This window comes from Streptomyces kronopolitis, assembly GCF_050953795.1.
GTDB lineage: Bacteria > Actinomycetota > Actinomycetes > Streptomycetales > Streptomycetaceae > Streptomyces > Streptomyces kronopolitis_A.
The window spans coordinates 3654891-3673099 of record NZ_CP191850.1; the positions used below are offsets into that span (position 1 = coordinate 3654891).

14 protein-coding genes are annotated in these 18209 nt (G+C 74.7%); 4 read left to right on the forward strand and 10 right to left on the reverse strand.

Annotated features, from left to right (window positions below; translation table 11 throughout):
* Positions 1-216 precede the first annotated feature (216 nt).
* Positions 217-2472 (forward strand): acetate--CoA ligase family protein, encoded by a 2256-nt coding sequence (locus tag ACQP17_RS15970; protein ID WP_433856921.1) that lies wholly within the window; start codon positions 217-219, stop codon positions 2470-2472.
* Between the two features lie 49 nt (positions 2473-2521).
* Complete coding sequence (locus ACQP17_RS15975) at positions 2522-3403, forward strand: enoyl-CoA hydratase/isomerase family protein (RefSeq protein ID WP_433856922.1); 882 nt, start codon at positions 2522-2524, stop codon at positions 3401-3403.
* 48 nt (positions 3404-3451) lie between these two features.
* On the opposite strand, the gene ACQP17_RS15980 is transcribed toward ACQP17_RS15975, so the two are convergent.
* Both ACQP17_RS15980 and ACQP17_RS15985 read right to left on the reverse strand, forming a co-directional pair.
* Positions 3452-4096 (reverse strand): hypothetical protein, encoded by a 645-nt coding sequence (locus ACQP17_RS15980; protein WP_433856923.1) that lies wholly within the window; start codon positions 4094-4096, stop codon positions 3452-3454.
* A gap of 8 nt (positions 4097-4104) precedes the next feature.
* Complete coding sequence (locus ACQP17_RS15985) at positions 4105-4680, reverse strand: RNA polymerase sigma factor (protein ID WP_433856924.1); 576 nt, start codon at positions 4678-4680, stop codon at positions 4105-4107.
* 195 nt (positions 4681-4875) lie between these two features.
* Here ACQP17_RS15985 and ACQP17_RS15990 point away from each other — a divergent pair, with 195 nt between their 5' ends.
* Complete coding sequence (locus ACQP17_RS15990; protein ID WP_433856925.1) at positions 4876-5505, forward strand: flavin reductase family protein; 630 nt, start codon at positions 4876-4878, stop codon at positions 5503-5505.
* 121 nt (positions 5506-5626) lie between these two features.
* Here the strand turns inward: ACQP17_RS15990 and ACQP17_RS15995 are convergent, their stop codons facing one another.
* The 3 genes from ACQP17_RS15995 to ACQP17_RS16005 all read right to left on the reverse strand — a co-directional run bounded on the left by ACQP17_RS15995 (position 5627) and on the right by ACQP17_RS16005 (position 8865).
* A complete protein-coding gene (locus tag ACQP17_RS15995; RefSeq protein WP_433856926.1) occupies positions 5627-6697 on the reverse strand; it encodes a Zn-dependent alcohol dehydrogenase in 1071 nt (356 codons plus the stop codon).
* Entirely contained in the window at positions 6697-7887 is a 1191-nt protein-coding gene (locus ACQP17_RS16000; protein WP_433856927.1) for an acyl-CoA dehydrogenase family protein, read from the reverse strand. The genes ACQP17_RS15995 and ACQP17_RS16000 overlap by 1 nt, the downstream gene beginning before the upstream one ends.
* A 69-nt stretch (positions 7888-7956) precedes the next feature.
* Entirely contained in the window at positions 7957-8865 is a 909-nt protein-coding gene (locus ACQP17_RS16005) for an SDR family oxidoreductase (RefSeq protein WP_433856928.1), read from the reverse strand.
* A gap of 107 nt (positions 8866-8972) precedes the next feature.
* Between ACQP17_RS16005 and ACQP17_RS16010 the strand changes: the two genes are divergently transcribed.
* Positions 8973-9899, forward strand: a complete 927-nt coding sequence (locus ACQP17_RS16010) for a cyclase family protein (RefSeq protein ID WP_433856929.1) — start codon at positions 8973-8975, stop codon at positions 9897-9899.
* Positions 9900-9982: 83 nt separating this feature from the next.
* Here ACQP17_RS16010 and ACQP17_RS16015 read toward each other — a convergent pair whose 3' ends face one another.
* The 5 genes from ACQP17_RS16015 to ACQP17_RS16035 form a co-directional block, all read right to left on the reverse strand.
* Positions 9983-10468: an ATP-binding protein gene (locus ACQP17_RS16015; protein ID WP_433856930.1), complete on the reverse strand. Its 486-nt coding sequence runs from the start codon at positions 10466-10468 to the stop codon at positions 9983-9985.
* Positions 10469-10938: 470 nt separating this feature from the next.
* Positions 10939-11937, reverse strand: coding sequence for an acyl-CoA dehydrogenase family protein (locus tag ACQP17_RS16020; protein WP_433859916.1), 999 nt, complete (start codon positions 11935-11937; stop codon positions 10939-10941).
* An 8-nt stretch (positions 11938-11945) separates the two neighbouring features.
* Positions 11946-13127 carry an acyl-CoA dehydrogenase family protein gene (locus tag ACQP17_RS16025; protein ID WP_433856931.1) on the reverse strand — a complete coding sequence of 394 codons (1182 nt, stop codon included), beginning with the start codon at positions 13125-13127 and terminating at the stop codon, positions 11946-11948.
* 261 nt (positions 13128-13388) lie between these two features.
* Positions 13389-15674, reverse strand: a complete 2286-nt coding sequence (locus tag ACQP17_RS16030) for a protein kinase (RefSeq protein WP_433856932.1) — start codon at positions 15672-15674, stop codon at positions 13389-13391.
* A 206-nt stretch (positions 15675-15880) separates the two neighbouring features.
* Positions 15881-18031 (reverse strand): serine/threonine-protein kinase, encoded by a 2151-nt coding sequence (locus ACQP17_RS16035; protein ID WP_433856933.1) that lies wholly within the window; start codon positions 18029-18031, stop codon positions 15881-15883.
* Positions 18032-18209 lie beyond the last annotated feature (178 nt).

Consider the following 18209-nt stretch of genomic DNA (forward strand, 5'->3'; position numbering starts at 1 on the left):
GCTTCGGGCTTCGGGCTTCGGCCCCCCCGACTTCGGCTCCGGACCCCGGACAGCCGGACCCCGCCCCCGGGCTTCGGCTCCCGGCGCCGGGCAGCCGGACAGCCGGGCCCCGCCCCAATGTTTAGCGTGCACCCATATTCCTGACGCAGCGTCAGTTCAAGTAATCTGACTGAGTGTCAGGTAATCAGAGCCGTCTCACAGGAGCGGGCGTCTGCGATGCTTGGATCGACTCACGGCACCCTCACCACGCACTCCCGTCCGGCCCGCGTCGTGGCCTGTGGGGAGCAACGACCACACACCGTCCACGGCATCAGTGAACCGCAACCCGGCGACGGTGGACAGGGCACCGGCGCCACCGACCGCGACGTCAGCGGGCGACCGCTGCACGCCCCGGTGCCCGACCTGGACCGTTTCTTCCGGCCCGAGTCGGTGGCGGTGGTCGGCGCCTCGGACAGCGAGGGCCGCCCCAACACCGGCATCACCCGCCAGCTGATCGCCTGGGCCGAACGCGTCGGGGCCCGGCTCCATCCGGTCAACCCCGGACGCGCCGAGGTCTTCGGGCGGCCCTGCCACGCCACCGTCGCCGACCTGCCGGAGACCGTCGACCTCGCCGTCCTGCTGGTCGGCGACCCGCTGCCGGTCATCGAGCAACTCGGCGAGGCCAAGGTGAAGTTCGCGGTGGCCTTCGCCTCCGGCTTCGCCGAGACCGGCGAGCGGGGCGCGGCCGCCCAGGCCCGGCTGGCCGAGGCCGTCGCCCGCGCCGGCCTGCGGCTGCTCGGCCCGAACACCAACCTCAACGCCTTCGAGAAGTTCCGCACGGACCTCGACGGCCCGGCCATCGCCCTCATCACGCAGTCCGGCCACCAGGGCCGGCCGGTCTTCAGCCTCCAGGAACTGGGCATCCGCCTCTCGCACTGGGCCCCCACCGGCAACGAGGCCGACCTGGAGACCGCCGACTTCCTCTCCTACTTCGCCACCCGGCCCGAGGTCGGCGCCATCGCCGCGTATGTGGAAGGGCTCAAGGACGGCCGCAGCTTTCTGCTCGCCGCCGACCGCGCCGCCCGCAACAAGGTGCCCGTCGTCGCCGTCAAGGTCGGCCGTACCGAGGCCGGCGCCCGGACCGCCGCCTCGCACACCGGCAAACTGACCGGCGCCGACGGGGTCGTGGACGCCGCGATGCGGCAGTTCGGCGTGATCCGGGTGGACGGGCTGGACGAGCTGCAGGACACCGCCGCGCTGCTGGCCCGCGCCCGGAAGCCCACCGCCGAGGGCGTCGCGGTCTATTCGATCTCCGGCGGCACCGGCGCCCACTTCGCCGACCTGGCGACAGCGGCGGGGCTGCGGCTGCCCACCCTCGGCGACGCCAAGCAGGCCGAACTGCACCAGTGGATACCGGACTATCTCAGCGTCGCCAATCCGGTCGACAACGGCGGGCACCCGGTCGGCGACTGGCGCGGACCGAAGATCATCGAAGCGCTGCTGGCCGACCCGTCCATCGGCGTCCTGATCTGCCCGATCACCGGGCCCTTCCCGCCGATGAGCGACAAGCTCGCGCGGGATCTGGTGGACGCGGCGGAGCGCACGGACAAGCTGGTGTGTGTGGTGTGGGGCTCGCCGGTCGGCACGGAGGAGGCCTACCGCAGCACGCTCCTCGGGTCCTCGCGGGTGGCGACCTTCCGCACCTTCGCGAACTGCGTCACCGCCGTCCGCGCCTATCTCGACCACCACCGCTTCGCGGCCGGCTACCGCTCCCCCTTCGAGGACGCCCCGCGGGTCCTGTCCCCCTCCGCCCGCAAGGCACGGGCCCTGATGCGCCCGGGCCAGCAGCTCAGCGAGCACGCCGCCAAGCAGCTGCTGCGCGCCTACGGCATCCGCGTCCCGCGCGAACAGCTGGTGACCAGCGCGGCCGCTGCCGTACGGGCGGCGAGCCTGGTCGGCTACCCCGTGGTGATGAAGGCCTCCGGGCCGCAGCTGGCGCACAAGACCGAACTCGGCCTGGTCAAGGTCGGTCTGACCTCGGCCAGCCAGATCCGGGACGCCTATCGCGAGCTCACCGACATCGCCCGCTACGAGGACGTGCCGCTGGACGGGGTGCTGGTCTGCCAGATGATCGAGCGCGGCGTAGAGATGGTCGTCGGCGTCACCCGGGACAGCCTCTTCGGACCGACCGTGACCGTGGGCCTGGGCGGGGTGCTGGTGGAGGTCCTGCGGGATGTCGCGGTGGGCGTGCCGCCCTTCGGCGAGGACCAGGCGCGCGCGATGCTCGGCGAACTCCGCGGCCACGCCCTCCTGGACGGCGTGCGCGGCGCGCCGCCCGCGGATGTCGATGCCCTGGTCGAGGTCGTGCTCAGGGTGCAGCGGATGGCCCTGGAACTCGACGGTGAACTCGCCGAGCTGGACATCAATCCGCTGGTGGTCCTGCCACGCGGCGAGGGCGCCGTGGCCCTGGACGCCCTCGCCGTCTGCCCCTGACCGCACCGCACCGCGCACCCCCCGCCGTCCCGTTTGGAGCCGCTCCCCCATGACCCGCTCACCGTCCCCCGCGTCCGTTCCCCCCGAAGCGCCCGGCGGACCCGCCGGGGCCGACGGGCCCGCCGCCGACCGCGCGGATCCCGTCGACTCCTTGATACTCGAGACCACTGACAACGGCGTCCGCCGGCTCACCCTCAACCGGCCGGACGTGCTGAACGCGGTCACCTGGGAGCAGCGCGAACGCCTCATCGACCGGCTCGCCGACGCCTCCGCCGACCCGGACGTACGCGCCGTCGTCCTGACCGCCACCGGCAAGGGCTTCTGCGCCGGCGCCGATCTGCGCGGCGCGCCCGCCACCGGGGAGCGGGTCGCCGGCGATGTCGCCCGGATGATCCGCCACGGCGCCCAGCGGCTCGTCACGGCCGTGCTGGACTGCGAGAAGCCGGTCCTCGCCGCCGTCAACGGCACCGCGGCCGGGCTGGGTGCCCATCTCGCGCTCGCCTGCGATCTGGTGCTGGCCGCCGAATCGGCCCGCTTCATCGAGGTGTTCGTGCGCCGCGGCCTGGTCCCGGACGGCGCCGGCGCCTACCTCCTGCCGCGGCTGATCGGTCCGCAGCGCGCCAAGGAGCTGCTGTTCTTCGGCGACGCGGTGCCGGCCGCGCAGGCGCAGCGGCTGGGGCTGGTCAACCGGGTCGTCCCGGACGGCGAACTCGCGGCGGTGGCACAGGAGTGGGCCGAGCGGCTGGCGGCCGGCCCGACCCGCGCGCTGGCGCTGACCAAGCAGCTGGTCAACGCCTCGCTCGACGGCGACCGGGCCACGGCGCTGGCCGCGGAGGCCACCGCCCAGGAGATCAACATGACGACGGCGGACGCCCGGGAGGGGGTCGCCTCCTTCGTGGCGCGCCGCGACCCGGTGTACCGGGGCCGCTGACCGGCGCCCCACCGCACCGGGCCGGGCCTCGCTCCACCCCGCGCCCGCCTACGGCATGTCGTCCGCGCACTCCGCCACTTCGCGGGTGTTGCGCGTCCGCACCCCCGGGAGCCATCCCCGCACGCCCTGCCCGCTGGTGACCAGATACCAGCGGGTGGAGGTGACACCGGCCTCGTCGCGGATCAGCAGGCCGTCCGTCACCACACAGCGCGCGGTCACCTCGTCGCCGTGCCAGACCCGCCCCGCGGCGTTGCCGCGGGCGGCGTACGCGGTGCGCGGGTCCCTGGCCAGCCGCAGCGCGCACTCCAGGGAACGGCCGGTGCGGCAGGCCCGTTCGCTGTTGTAGACATCGATCTTCACCGTCCGGGGCGGCCCGGCCGGCCGCAGGGCCACCGGCCCGGGGCGCACCAGCCACCACACCCCCAGCAGCACCGCGGCGACCGCGGCGGCCACCGCGAGCACGACCGCGTACGGCCGCCTCCGGGGCGGCGTCACCGCCCACGGCACCGGCCCGGCGCCCGGCCCCTTGACGCGGTCCCAGAGGCCGGGCGGGGTCTCGATCTGTTCGTCCGCGCGCCGCAGCCGTGAGCGCAACAGCGCCCCGGCATCGTCCCCGGCGCCGTCCCCCCGGCCGCCCCCGGCGTCCCGTCCGCCGCCGCCCGCACCACCGTCGTGGCGTGACCCCACACCCACCGCGCCGCTCACCTCCCGGCCTGCCCGTGCTCGGATTCAACGAGGAGGGCACGCAGCCTGTCCAGCGCGCGGGCGCGATGGCGGGCGGCGGTGCCCCGATGCACCTTCATGATCTTCGCGGCCTGGTCGAGGGTGTAGCCGTCGAGGTCGACGAGGATGACGATGCCGGCCTGCCGGTGCGACAGCTTCCGCAGCAGGCGCACCGCCTCGATCTCGGCCTGCCGGCGCTCCACCCCGCCGTCCCAGCCGCCGGGCCCGGCGCCCGCGGCCGCCCCGCCCGCACCGGTCTCCTCGACCTCCGCCATGCCGTCGACCAGCACCTGACGCCGGTCCTTGCGGTGCGCGTCGCGGGCGACGTTGAGCACGGCGGTGAAGGCGTAGGCGTACGGCTCCGGGTGGGCGAGGAAGCGCTGGGGGCGGCGGGCGAGCTTGAGGTAGGCCTCGTGCACCACGTCCTCCGCGGTCTGTCTCGATCCCGCGAGCATCACCGCTCTCCGGTAGAGGCGGGGCAGCAGCCCGCAGAAGACCTCGTCGAAGGTGGGTGACGCGGCGGGCGAAGTCGGCGTCGGTCTCGCATCGGCCATGTACCGCAACTCTCCCCCGTGTGCGGCCGCGGTCGCGGCCGAGCAGGAGACTGCCCGTGCGAGCGGGGCGCAATCGGGAATCCGCCGGCCATCTCGCGCGAATCCACCGAGACCAGGTCCGATCCACCGGTAAACCACACGTGCGGGTGGCCCGCCGCCGCACCGCCCTTCACATCTGACGCTGCATCAGATTCAATGAAAGGCATGATGGGACATGCGGGAATGGCGGCCACGGCCGTGCGGTATCTGCGCTCCGTCGGCGCGCCCACCACGGCCGCCGCACCGCCCTCCGCGCCACCGCGGCCCGCGCTGCGCGCCGTGCGCGACGACGAGCGCGCCCCGCTGGATCCGGCCGAATTCCGCGCCGTCCTGGGGCACTTCGCCAGCGGCGTCACGATCATCACGGCTCCCGGGGAGCCGGACCCGGCCGGCTTCGCCTGCCAGTCCTTCGCCTCGCTGTCCCTCGATCCGCCGCTGGTGGCGTTCATGGTGGGCCGTACGTCGACCACCTGGCCCCGGATCGCCCGCGCCGGCGTGTTCTGCGTCAACATCCTCGGCGCCGGCCAGGGCGCGCTGTGCCGCGGGTTCGCGGTCAGTGGTGGCGACAAGTTCGCCGGCGTCTCCCACGGGCCCGCGCCGGCGACCGGCTCGCCCCGGCTGGCGGACGTCCCGGCCTGGATCGACTGCACGGTGCATGCCGTGCACACCGGCGGCGACCATCTGATCGTGGTCGGCCGGGTCGAGGCCCTCGGCACGGATCCGGCCGCCGCCCGCACCGGCCCGCTCCTCTTCCACCGGGGCGACTTCGGCCGGTTCCGTCCGTGAGCGCGGACGGCTGACGCGTCACGACACCCCGACCCCCGCCGCCCGCGCGCCCCCGGCCCGTAAGATCCCCGCCGCGGCACGCCGGGCGGCCACCGGGCCGGCAGCCGCGGCGCCCCGCCTCCTAGCCGAAGGTCAGCACCCCCCGCGCCACCCGCCCGTGGTGCGCGTCGTCCGCCGCCTTCGCGAAGTCCTCCACCGGGTACGTCCGGGTCACCAGCTCGTCCAGCAGCAGCCGCCCCTCGCGGTACAGCCGGGCGTACAGCGCGATGTCCCGCTGCGGCCGCGCCGACCCGTAACGGCAGCCCAGGATCGACTTGTCGAGATACATCGAGGACACCAGGAACGAGGCCTCGGCGGTGGCCGGCGGCACCCCGAGCAGCACCGCCTGGCCGTGCCGGTCCAGCAGGTCGACGGCCTGCCGGATCAGCCGGGTGCTGCCCACGCACTCGAAGGCGTGGTCGGCGCCGGTCGGCAGGATCGTCTTCACCGCCTTGACGCCGTCCGCCACCGCCGACGCGTCGAGGAAGTGCGTCGCCCCGAACTGCCGGGCCACCGCCTCCTTGGCGGGGTTGGCGTCCACCGCCACGATCGTCGACGCCCCGGCGATCCGCGCCCCCTGGAGCACATTGAGGCCGATGCCGCCGGCGCCGATCACCACGACCGAGTCCCCGCGGTCCACCTTCGCCCGGTTCAGCACCGCCCCCACCCCGGTCAGCACCCCGCACCCGATCAGCGCGGCCGACGCCATCGGAATGTCCCGGGCGATCTTGACGGCCTGCACCGCCTTGACGACCGTGCGCTCCGCGAACGCCGAGTTCGACGCGAAGTTGAACAGCTCGCTCTCCCCGCGCCGGAACGGCTTGCCGGGCATCCCGATCGCCTTGCGGCACATCGTCGGCCGCCCCCGGTCGCACTCCGCGCACGCCCCGCAGTTGGCCAGCGTCGACAGCGCGACATGGTCGCCGGGCACTACATGATCGACGCCCGCGCCGACGGCCTCCACCACCCCCGCCCCCTCGTGCCCCAGCACCACCGGCACCGGGAACGGGATGGTCCCGTCGATCACCGACAGATCGCTGTGGCACAGGCCCGCGGCCCGGATCCCGACCAGCACCTCGCCCGGCCCCGGCGCCCGTACCTCCAGGTCGTCCACGACCCGCGGCCGCTCGCCGTCGAATATGACGCCTCTCATCACCGCTCCACTCTGGGCAGGCCGAGCACGCGCTCGGCGATGATGTTGCGCTGGATCTCGTCCGAGCCGCCGTAGAGGGTGTCGGCCCGGGTGAAGAGGAACAGCCGTTGCCACGCGTCGAGTGCGTACGGCTCCCGCGCGCTCCAGTCGACGGGGCCCAGCGCGGCCGCGGCGCCCCGCACCCGCATCGCCAGCTCCCCGAGCCGCTGGTGCCAGCCGCCCCACAGCAGCTTGGCGACGCTCGGCGCACCGGCGTCCCCGGCCGCGCCCAGGGTCCGTAGCGCGTTCCAGCGCATGACCCGCAACTCGGCCCACTGACGCACGAGTTGCTCACACAGCACCGGATCGCGGAGCGTGCCGCTCCGGAGCGCGGCGGCGAGCACCGCGGACAGCTCCGCGGCGAACCCGATCTGCTGCACCAGCGTGGACACCCCCCGCTCCTGCGCCAGCAGCTCCATCGCGACCCGCCAGCCGGCCCCTTCCCCGCCGACCACGTGCCCGGCCACCGCGCCGTCGAAGAACACCTCGTTGAACTCCGCCGTCCCGGACATCTGCCGGATCGGCCGCACCTCGATCCGCCCCGGCTGGTCCATCGCCACCAGCAGGAAGGAAAGCCCCCGGTGCCGCCGCTCGCCCGGATCGGTCCGCGCCAGCACGAAGCACCAGTCGGCCTCCCGGGCCAGCGAGGTCCAGATCTTCTGCCCGGTGACGCGGTACCCGGTGCCGTCGCGGACCGCCACCGTCCGCAGCGCCGCCAGGTCCGAGCCCGCGTCCGGCTCGCTGTAGCCCTGGCACCACAGCTCCTCGCCCCGGGCGACGGGCGGCAGGAACCGCCGCCGCTGCGCCTCGTCGCCGTGCGCGAGCAGCGTCGGCGCCAGCAGGTTCTCCCCGATGTGCCCCACCCGCCCCGGCGCCCCGGCCCGCGCGTACTCCTCGGCCCAGACCACCTGCCGGATCAGGCTCACCGGCCGGCTCCCGTACGCGCCCTCCGGGCAGTTCCACCCGAGCCCGATCCAGCCGCCGGCCCCCAGTTCCCGCTCCCAGGCCCGGCGCACCGCGGCCCCCTCGTGCTCGCTGCCGGGACCGCCGCGCCCCGCCCACTCGGCGTACGGCCCCACCAGATGACTCCCGAGCCAGTCCCGGGCCTCCGCCCGGAACCGGTCGTCCGCATGCCCGAAACCGAAGTCCACGCCGCCCTCCCACGCACCCACCGCCGACCGCCCCCGCACGGGCCCCGCCTGCCGCTTGCGCCCCCGCGGTTACCGGTTGGGCCGCGCCTTGGCCGCGGCCGCGGCGGCCATCTGCGACAGCTGCGCCAGCATCGGCATCGGATCGGTGCCCACCGACCCCGGCAGCACGTCCGCCACCCGCTCCGGCGTCCACCCGCCCTCGTCGGCATACACGGACCGCAGCTCCCGCGGCTGCGCCCATACGGCGATCTTGGGCCCGGCCACGGTGTAGACCTGCCCGGTGATCTCCCGGGCCCGCTCGCTCAGCAGATAGACCACCAGCGCCGCCACGTCCTCCGGCTCGCCGATCTCCGTCAGCTCGGTCGGCACGTTCGCCGACATCCGCGTCCGCGCGACGGGCGCCACCGCGTTGGCCGTCACCCCGTACTTGTGCAGGCCCAGCGCGGCGCTGCGCACCAGCGAGATGATCCCGCCCTTCGCGGAGGCGTAGTTGGCCTGGGAGACCGACCCCTGGTGGTTGCCGCTGGTGAAGCCCAGCAGGGTGCCCGACCCCTGCCGGCGCATCACCGCCGAGGCCGCCCGGAAGAGCGTGAACGTCCCCTTCAGATGCGTGGCGACGACCGGGTCCCACTCCTCCTCGGACATGTTGAACAGCATCCGCTCCCGCAGGATCCCGGCCACGCACACCACACCGTCGATCGCCCCGTACTGTGCCAGCGCGGTGTCCACGATCCGCTGGCCGCCGGCCATGGTGGACACGTCGTCGGCGACCGCGGTCGCCACGCCGCCCGCCGCCTGGATCTCCTTGACCACGGCCTCGGCGACCTCGCTGCTCGGCTCACCGCCCGCTATGGAGACCCCGTAGTCGTTGACGACCACCCGTGCGCCCTGTGCCGCGCAGGCCAGCGCCACCGCCCGGCCGATGCCCCGGCCCGCCCCCGTGACGGCGATCACCTTGCCGGCCAAGAAGTTCCCCATGTCCAGCCCCTCCCACAGTTTCTGACGGACCGTTAGATTTTTGAGCAGACCCGGTACGAACACAAGACCCCGGGCCGAACCGACCCCGCCGCCCCGAGGAGGGCCCGATGCCCCTGCCGCAGGAGTTCCACGACATCGCCGCACGCGTGAACAACTGGGGCCGCTGGGGGGCGGACGACGAGATCGGCACCCTCAACCTGATCACCGGCCGGGTCGTACGGGAGGCCGCCGCCTGCGTCCGCAGCGGCCGCCGCGTCCCGCTCGCGCTGCCGCTCCAACAGGACGGCGTACAGACCGGCGTGATCCCCGGCCGGATCAACCCGCTGCACACCATGACCGCCGTCAACCACGAGATCTTCGGCCCGGACACCGTCGCGACCTCGGACGACGCGGTCACCATGGGCCTGCAGTGCGCCACCCACTGGGACGGCCTCGCCCATGTCTCGCACTCCGGGCGGCTCTACAACGACCGCCCCGCCCATACGGTCACCGCACACCTCGGCGCCACCGCCCTGGGCATCGAGCGGGCCACGCCGATCGTCTCCCGCGGCGTCCTGCTGGACGTCGCCCGCGCCCACGGCACCGACCGGCTGCCGCCCGGCCACGCCGTCACCCCCGAGGACCTGGACGCCGCCGAGGAGCTGGCCCGCACCACGGTCCGGCCCGGCGACGTCGTCCTCGTACGGACCGGCCAGCTGCGGCACTACCTGGCCGGCGACCGCCAGGCGTACGCCTTCCCGTCACCGGGCCTGTCGCTGCGCACCCCGGAATGGTTCCGGGCGCGCGATGTCGCGGCGGTCGCCAACGACACCCTGACCTTTGAGATCTTCCCGCCGGAGATCGAGGACCTGTGGATGCCGGTGCACGCCCTCCACCTGGTCGAGATGGGCATGCCGCAGGGCCAGAACTGGAATCTTGAGGAGCTGTCCGCGGCCTGCGCGCAGGAGGGGCGCGGCGCGTTCTTCCTGTCCGCGACGGCCGAGCCCTTCGTCGGCGGGACCGGCGCACCGGTCGCGCCCGTGGCGGTGCTCTGAAGCGGCCTCGCCGGGCCACTCCACGCTCCCCGCACCCGCCGGGGCACCGGACCGGCCGACTGCCCCGCGGCCTCGTCCTCGTACTACGCCCGATGCGTCACGGCGCGCGGCGCCGCGTGACGGGGCTCGAAGGCCCCCAGATCGGCCCCCGCCGCCATCAGCAGCGGCTGGCCGCGGTCCACCTCGCACCAGATCCGCTTGCCGGTGCCCTCCTGCTGCCAGCCCCACCGGTCGGCCAGACCGTCGACCAGCTCCAGACCGCGGCCGTTGGTGTCGTCGCCCTCGGCGTGCCGCTGGCGCGGCGGGCGGCCGCTGGCATCGGCGACCTCGACCCGGACGGTGCCGACCACGGCGCCCGACCCGGTGAAACACATCCGCAGCACGGCCGAAGCGCCGGTGTGGACCACGGCGTTGGTGACGAGTTCGGAGATCAGCAGGATCAGCGTCTCCGCCACCGGCTCATCGACCCCTATGCCGGAGCCCACGAGCCGCGACCGGGCCCATCGCCGAGCCCGCCCCACCTCCGCGGGGTCGGGTCGTACGTCCAACTGCACCTGAAGCACCTGCACCGCTCACACCATCCGAACCGGCGGAAACATCGCCTCGCGCCTCCACGGAGTCACGGTGCGTGACCCCGGTGGAGCACAGCATGGTTGACGTTGAGTCACCCCAACAAGCGCTTCGGGCATATTCCAGCGCAAGGGAGTATGCATCCTGCATACTGTGCGACGCACTTTGCGGGGAGTCGAACAAGGGGGGCGACCGGGCCCACGCCTTGGGCGGGCGGCGCGCAGTCCGTCACCCGGAGCCGTCGCCACGACGACACCGGGTTCGTTGCGCCTCAGAACCACTCGCACCCAACGGAGCGTACCCGAGCCGAACGCCGACTCCCCCCTGTGACGAGTCACGCATAGGACACAACCCGATATCGACCCTCCGTGACCACTTCTGCGTAGTGAGTCCGACATTTCGCGCAGAGGTTGCCAGAGTCTGACGTCCACCCCTCCCGGCACCGCCGTCACCGCTCCGCCCCGCGCCGTCAGGCGATCAGGTCCGCGGCCAGCAGTTCTTCCGCCTCCCCGGCGACCCCCCAGCACTCCGCCCGCAGCCAGGCCCGCTTGAGGTGCAGATGGACATCGGCCTCCCAGGTGAAGCCCATACCGCCGTGGACCTGCACACAGTCCCGCGCGTTGCGCACCGCGGCCTCGTCGGCCAGCAACTTCGCCCCGGTGACATCGAGATCACCCTCCGTGACCGATGCCGCGTAGACCGCACACCGGGCCATTTCCGCCCGTACCAGCATCTGCGCGCAGAGGTGCTTGACCGCCTGGAACGAGCCGACGGGGGCGCCGAACTGCTCGCGCCGGCGGGCGTGGGCGACCGCCAGCTCGACCGTCCGGGCCGCGCTGCCCAGCTGTTGCGCCGCGGTGAGCAGGGCGGCCTCGCGGCGCAGCCGGGGCACGTCGAGGGCGAGGGCCTCGGTGCGCGGCAGCCCCGTGACGCGGGCGAGCGGGGTGAGCGGATCGACGGAAGCAAAGGGGGCGCAGGACACGCGCTCCGCCGCGCTCCGGTACACGCCAGCGATGCGCCCCTGTGCGCCCCCGCCCGCGCCGTCGCGGCACTCCGCGCCCCGCTCCGTGCCCCGCCCCACCAAGATCAACTCATCGCAGACGGCCGGGTGTTCCCACAGCGCCGGCTCCCGCCCGCCCTCGCACAGCCCGACGATCCTCTCCCCGGACGCGACCCCGGCCACGACCCCGGCCAGCAGGTGGCACGCCACCAGCGGTCCGGGCAGCAGCGCCCGCCCGGTCTCCTCCAGGACCAGCACCGCCTCCGGCAGCCCCAGCCCCACCCCGCCCGCCTCCTCCGGCAGCCGCAGCGCGAAGAACCCGGCCGCGCCCAGCTCCCGCCACAGCGCACGGTCCGGCGCCGCGCCGGCGACCGCGTCCCGCAGCCGCTCCGGCCCGAATCGCTTGGCCAGCAGCTCCCGGGCGGCTCGCCGCAACGCCCGCTGGTCCTCGGTGAGTTGGAAGTCCACCGGCCCGGTCACCGCCCCTTCGGCAGGCCGAGGATGCGCTCGGCGACGATGTTGCGCTGGATCTGCGAGGTGCCGGCCGCGATGGTGTACGAGAGGGACGAGAGCCGGCCGGCCACCCACTCGTGGTCCACGTCCAGCGCACCGGCCCCCAGCACCTCCGCCGCCGCGTCGTACAGCTCCTGGCGGGCGTGCGAGTAGCGCAGCTTGAACACCGAGCCGCCGGCCCCCGGGACGCCCCCGCCACCGGGCCGCCCGCCGTGCGGCCGGGCGGCGGCCGCCTCGCTCACGTTCCACTGGGTCAGCCGCCACAGCGCCGCGAACTCCGCGTGCAGCCGGCCCAGCCGGCGGCGCAGCACGGCGTCGTCCCAGCGGCCGTTGTCCCGGGCCGTGCGGGCGAGCGCGCCGAGCATCCGGCGGCACGCCACCACCTCGCCGACGAAGGCGGTGCCGCGCTCGAAGGACAGCGTCACCATCGTCACCCGCCAGCCGTCGTTCTCCGCACCGACCCGGTGGGTGACCGGCACCCGGACCTCGTCGAGGAACACCTCGGCGAACTCCGCCGAGCCGGCGAGGGTGCGCAGCGGCCGGACCGTCACGCCCGGGGCGTCCATGGGCATCGCCAGCCAGCTGATGCCGCGGTGGCGGGGCGCGTCCGGGTCGGTGCGGACGAGGAGTTCGCACCAGTCGGCGACCTCGGCGTGCGAGGTCCACAGCTTGGTGCCGCTGACGACGTAGTGGTCGCCGTCGCGCACCGCCGTGGTGCGCAGCGCGGCGAGGTCGGAGCCGGCGTCCGGTTCGCTGAAGCCCTGGCACCAGATCTCGTCGCCGCGCAGGATCGGCGGCAGCCAGCGGGCACGCTGCTCCGCGCTGCCCTCGGCGGCGACGGTCGGCCCGGCGTGCAGCAGCCCGACGAAGTTCGCACCGACATAGGGGGCCCCGGCCCGCTCGGTCTCCTCCAGGAAGATCAGGTGCTGGGTGGGGGTGGCGCCCCGCCCGCCGGCGTCCTCGGGCCAGTGCAGCCCCGCGTATCCGGCGTCGTACAGCATCCGCTGCCAGGCCGCGTCGTACGCCCGCCGGCCGGGCCAGTCGTCCGCCGCGGGCTTCGCGGGGAGGGTGGGCAGCACCTCGCCGAGCCACCGCCGCAGCCGCGCCCGGAAGGCGTCCTCCTCCTCGGTGCAGGTGAGGTCCATGGCGCGCCTACCGGCCGGGGGCCGCGCGGGGCGGGCGGCCCGCGGGCGGGCGCACCGGGTCGTCGGCGCCGAGGAGGCGCGGTGGCTCCATGGGGTTGCGCATCGTCGTCCCCTCACCCCGTGTCCGGCCGGGCCGACCGGCATCGACAGATCTGACGCCTCGTCAGAATTAGCCTAGCCGCGGACGCGGTGAGCCGACAAGACGTCGACTACCCATCCGCATAAGCGATATGACGACACGTCAGAGATGCATACGGCCGCTCAGCCCGGGCGGTAGGCGCTGGTGGCCTGGGAGTAGAGCTGGTCGATCTCGTGCCGGCCGCTGTCCGGGCCGATCACCAGGACGAGGTGGTAGCGGCCGTTGTGGATCATCGCGAGGTTGCGGACGTAGACCACCCGGCCGCTGTTGTCGCGCCAGGAGAAGGTGCCCTCGGCCATCGCCGTCTTCCCGACGTCGATCCGCTGCAGGCCGGAGGCCGAGGCCCAGCCCGAGGAGCGGTACGGCGCCAGCTCGGCTTCCTTGTTCTGCAGATACGCCATCGGGTCGGTGCCGAAGCGCGCCGTGGTGTCCCGGCCGGGCACGACCACCAGCTCGTAGTCCCCGCCGACGTACCGCACCTGGCGCCGGTCGTTGGCCCCGCGCCGCTGCCAGCCCTTGCGGACCGCGACCTGGAAGCCCTCCGGGTCGGTGCGGACCTCGAAGCCCTTGGCGACGCCCGCGGGCGCGGTGGTCTGCGACGCGCCCGTGCCGCCGCCCCGCTCACCGCCGTCGGACGGTGCGGCGCTGTGACCGGGTGCCGCGCTCGCGCCCGGACGGCCCGCGCCGTGCCCGCCGGCCTTGGAGTCCTGGCCGGAGTCCGGCAGGAACGCCAGCGCGTAGACGACCGCACCGACGAGCAGCAGCACGACCGCGACGAGCAGCAGCCGGGCCCGCGGGCGCGGGGCGCGGCCCGGGCCCGCCGACGGGGACGCGGCGTCCGGGCCGGACCCGCTCCCGTGCGGCCCGGCCGGCTCGCCGTCCGCCGGCCCCGGCGACGCGGTCGGCCGGACGGGCCGGGCCTGCCGGGGCGGCCGGAGCGGCTTGGGCTGCTTCGGGGGGCGGGGCGGACGGGGGGCGGGGGCGAGCGGGGCGGACTGCTCCGCCTCCGGCGCGGCCCGTCGGGGCGCCGGCGCGGCGGGTGGTGCCGCGAGCGGCGTGATCGGCGGTGGCGCGAGCGGGGCGGCGGGGGCCGCGGCGACGGCCGGCGCGGGCTGCGGCCGGGCCCGCCGGGAGGCCCGGGTCTTCTTGTGACGCCCCTTCCGCACGAGTTCACCACGGCGCCGCACGATCGGCAGCCGCCGCGGATCGGCCTCCTGCTCCAGCGCCGGCACGGTCACCAGCCGGCTCTGGGCCACCGGCTCCGGCGCCGTACGGATCAGCGACCGCAGCCAACCGTTCAGCTCCTCGAAGTCCGGACGGTCGGCGGGGTCCTGACGCAGCAGCGACTCGACGACGGGACGCAGCGCCCCGCACTCCTCGGCCACCGCCGGCGGCCGGGAGCAGACCAGCTGCGCCAGCTCGGCGGCGCTGTCCTCCGGGAACGGCGGCTCCCCCTGCACACACCGGTAGAGCAGCGCGCCGACCGCCCACAGATCGGTGGCCGGACCCACCGGCGGCGCCAGCTGCCAGTTCGTGTGGACCGGTCCCGCCTGCTCCGGCGCCCAGCGCTCGGTGACCGGGCCGATCACCGTCAGCCGGGCCTGCCGCGCCCGCTCGGCGGCGAGCCCGGCGCTGGGGCGGCCGAAGGCGGGGGCGGCGCCGTCCGCCGCGGGCGGCCGCTCGTCCGGCGCGGACTTGGTCAGGGAGGTCCGCTCGGCGGAGCCGCCCGGCGCGGGGTCCTTCGCCGCCGGGCCGTCGGTTGCCGCGGCCCGCGGGCTCCCGGTCGCGGCGGGTGACTCGTCCCCGCACAGCGCCTCCTGGGCCGCGCCCGCCGCCAGGCCGGTCAGGATGGCCCGGCCGTCTTCGCAGACCAGGACCGTACGGGCGGTGATGTTGCGGTGCAGCCAGCCGTCCGCGTGCAGCACCCGCAGCGCGGCCAGCAGATCCGCGGCGATCTCCGCGGCGCGGTGCGGGGACAGCGCCCGCTCGGCGAGCAGCGCGGACAGCGGGCGCGCGGTGAGGAGTTCCGCGACCACCCACAGGCTGCCGTCCTGGACGAAGACGTCGAAGACCTGCTCCAGCCGGGGGTGATCGGCCAGCTGGGCCGCCGTCGTCGCGGCTTGGAGCGCGCGCCGCACGGCGGGATCGCGGGGACTGCGGTCGGCCGCGGACACGCCCGGCGGGCGCGCCCCGCCCGGACGGACGCCGTGCCCCGCCTCGGGCGGCCCGGCCGCCTCGGCTCCCACGACCTCCGCCTCGACGACCTCCGGCAGCGGCACCTGACGGAGCAGGACCTCCTGCCCGCTGAAGGTGTCGAAGGCCCGGGTCTCGGCGAATTCGTCCTCGCCGAGGGGCCGCAACGGCAGGCGGTATCTCTCGGCGAGCACCCTTCCCGCGTACTCGTCCACGACGCCTCCCCGCAGCGCGCACTGTGTCTGCCGTCGCGCGCCGGAGCCGCCCATCGGCGCCGGCGCCTCCGGTCACTTCCGGTCGCATTCCCGCCGATTGCGGATGCGTACGGTCCTCGCCGTCTCACGATACGTGCCACCGCCGGAGCGCGCGGCCCGCTCGGCCCAACGACGCGCGCCCCGTCCGTTCTTCACCCGGACCGTCCTCAGCCCTTCAGCGCGAACGTCTTGAAGGCGGTGTGGATCAGGTCCTGGCACGCCTTGTCCGACCAGGCGTCCGCCTTGCAGGTGATCATGATCGCGTAGCCGTGCCGGTCGTCGGCCCGGAAACCGCGGTCGAGGACCCGGACCTTCTCCCCGCTCTGCCGGCGGGTGAACGACCAGTCGGCGACCGTCGGGTAGCCCCGCCACTTCACGGACTTGATGCCGATGAGGTGGTAGTCCTCGCTGGAGCCGCGCACGGCCGGCTCCAGGCTGCGCCAGGAGGCCGCCGCGTCGGTGCCGGGCTTGGCGTTGTAGTCGATCTGGACCCGCGGGAAGCCGCCCGAGGCGCTGTAGATGACGCCGGAGCCCTGGCCCGCGGTGCCCGTCTGGTGGAAGCCCTCGGGCATCGCCATACGGAAGTGGTAACCGCCGTTGGAGACATCGGCGAAGCCGTCCGGCACCGCCTTGCCGCCCGCGTCGCCCTTGTCGCCCTTGTCGTCCCCGGCGTCCGTACCGCTCGTGTCGCCGGCGGGTGTGACCTCCGTCGACTGCGGGGCGGGATCGCCGGGGGCGTCCTTCGCGGTGTCCCCGTTCGAGGTGTCCGACTCCGCCGAGGGCTTCGACCGGCCCGCGGAGGCCGCCTTGTCGTGTGTGCCGGCGGCCTTGCCGTGCGTCTGCGCGGAGTCGTCGCCGCTGAGCGCGAGGGCCAGCACCGTGCCCAGCACCGCCAGGGCGACGACCACGGCCACGATGATCAGGGTGCGGCGCGGGACGACATCGGTCACCGAAGCGCGGGTCGACGGACGGTTCCCGTCGCCGGGCCTGGCGGCCTCCACCCGGGCCTTCGCGGCGACCGCCGCGGCGCGCACGGCCTGCAGGGCACCGTGCATCCGCTCCTTGGCGGCCTCGGTGTCGAACCCGGGGCGGGCGCTCGCCGGGCGGTCCGCCTCCGCGGCGGCGGTGGCGGCGTCCTTGTCCGCCGCCTTCGCCGGCGCGGCACCGGAGGCGTCCCGGACGGGCTTCGCTGCCGCCTTCTGCGGGCGCCCGGTCCACTCCGGCGTGCGCGCCGCGGCGGCCTTGCCGGCCGCGGCCGGCTTCTCGTCCGCGGCGGCGGTGCCGGAGCCGCTCGCGCTCCCGGCCGCCGGCTCGGTGACCGGCACGGCGGCCGGCCTCGCCTTCGGCTTGCGCGCCGGCCGCGCCTTCGGGGCGGGCTTCGGGGCGGCCTTGGGCTTCGCCTCCGCCCGCTTCCCGGGCGCCGTCGGCAGCACCATGGCCCGGGTCTCGTCCAGCGGGGGCTCGGGCTTGCCGGGCTCGGGCGCGTGCACCACGTCCAGCAGCAGCGCCCGGGCACCGGCGTCGTCCAGCCGGGCCGCCGGGTCCTTCACCAGCAGCCCGTAGATGACCTCTTCCAGCACGCCGGCGCTCTTCGGCGGCTCGACCGGCTCGGTCATCACCGCGGTCAGGGTGGCGATGGCCGAGCCCTTGTCGTACGGCGGCACGCCCTCGACACAGGCGTACAGCAGGCCGCCCAGCGACCACATGTCGGCCGGCGGCCCGGGCTTGTGGCCGCGGGCGCGCTCCGGGGAGATGTAGGAGGGGGCGCCGACGAGCATGCCGGTCGAGGTCACGGAGGGGTCGCCCTCGACCTGGGCGATACCGAAGTCGGTCAGCACGACCCGGCCGTCGTCGGACATCAGGACGTTGGACGGCTTCACATCACGGTGCAGGATGCCCTCGCTGTGCGCGGCACGCAGCACGTCGAGCACGGCCATGCCCACCTCGGCGGCGCGGCGCGGGGTCAGCGGGCCGTCGTCACGGACGACCTCGGCCAGCGAGCGGCCCTCGACCAGCTCCATCACGATCCACGGGCGGTCGTCCTCGTCGACCACGTCGTAGACCGTCACGGCGCCGTTGTTCCGGATCCGGGCGATCGCCTTGGCCTCGCGGAGCGTACGGGTGATCAGACGACGCTTCTCGTCCTCCTCGACCCCGCCCGGGAAGCGCAGCTCCTTGACTGCGACCGTACGGCCCAGGACCTCGTCGCGTGCCCGCCAGACGGTGCCCATACCGCCCCGGCCGAGAACATCGGCGAGCCGGTACCGGCCGGCGAGCAGCCTGCCCTCCTTGCCGTCCATCTCGACCTCGTCACCCACTGAATCCCCTCTGCAATCCAGTCGAGTTGGCAGCTTCGACGTCCCATCGATCACCAAACTGACCCAACTCGGACAACCCACCCTGGCAGAGCCTTCATTCTCCCTCATCCGGAGCCATGCGGAAGGCCCGGGTCGGTGCCGGGCAACACCGCGTACCCGTCATGATGGCCCGGACGAA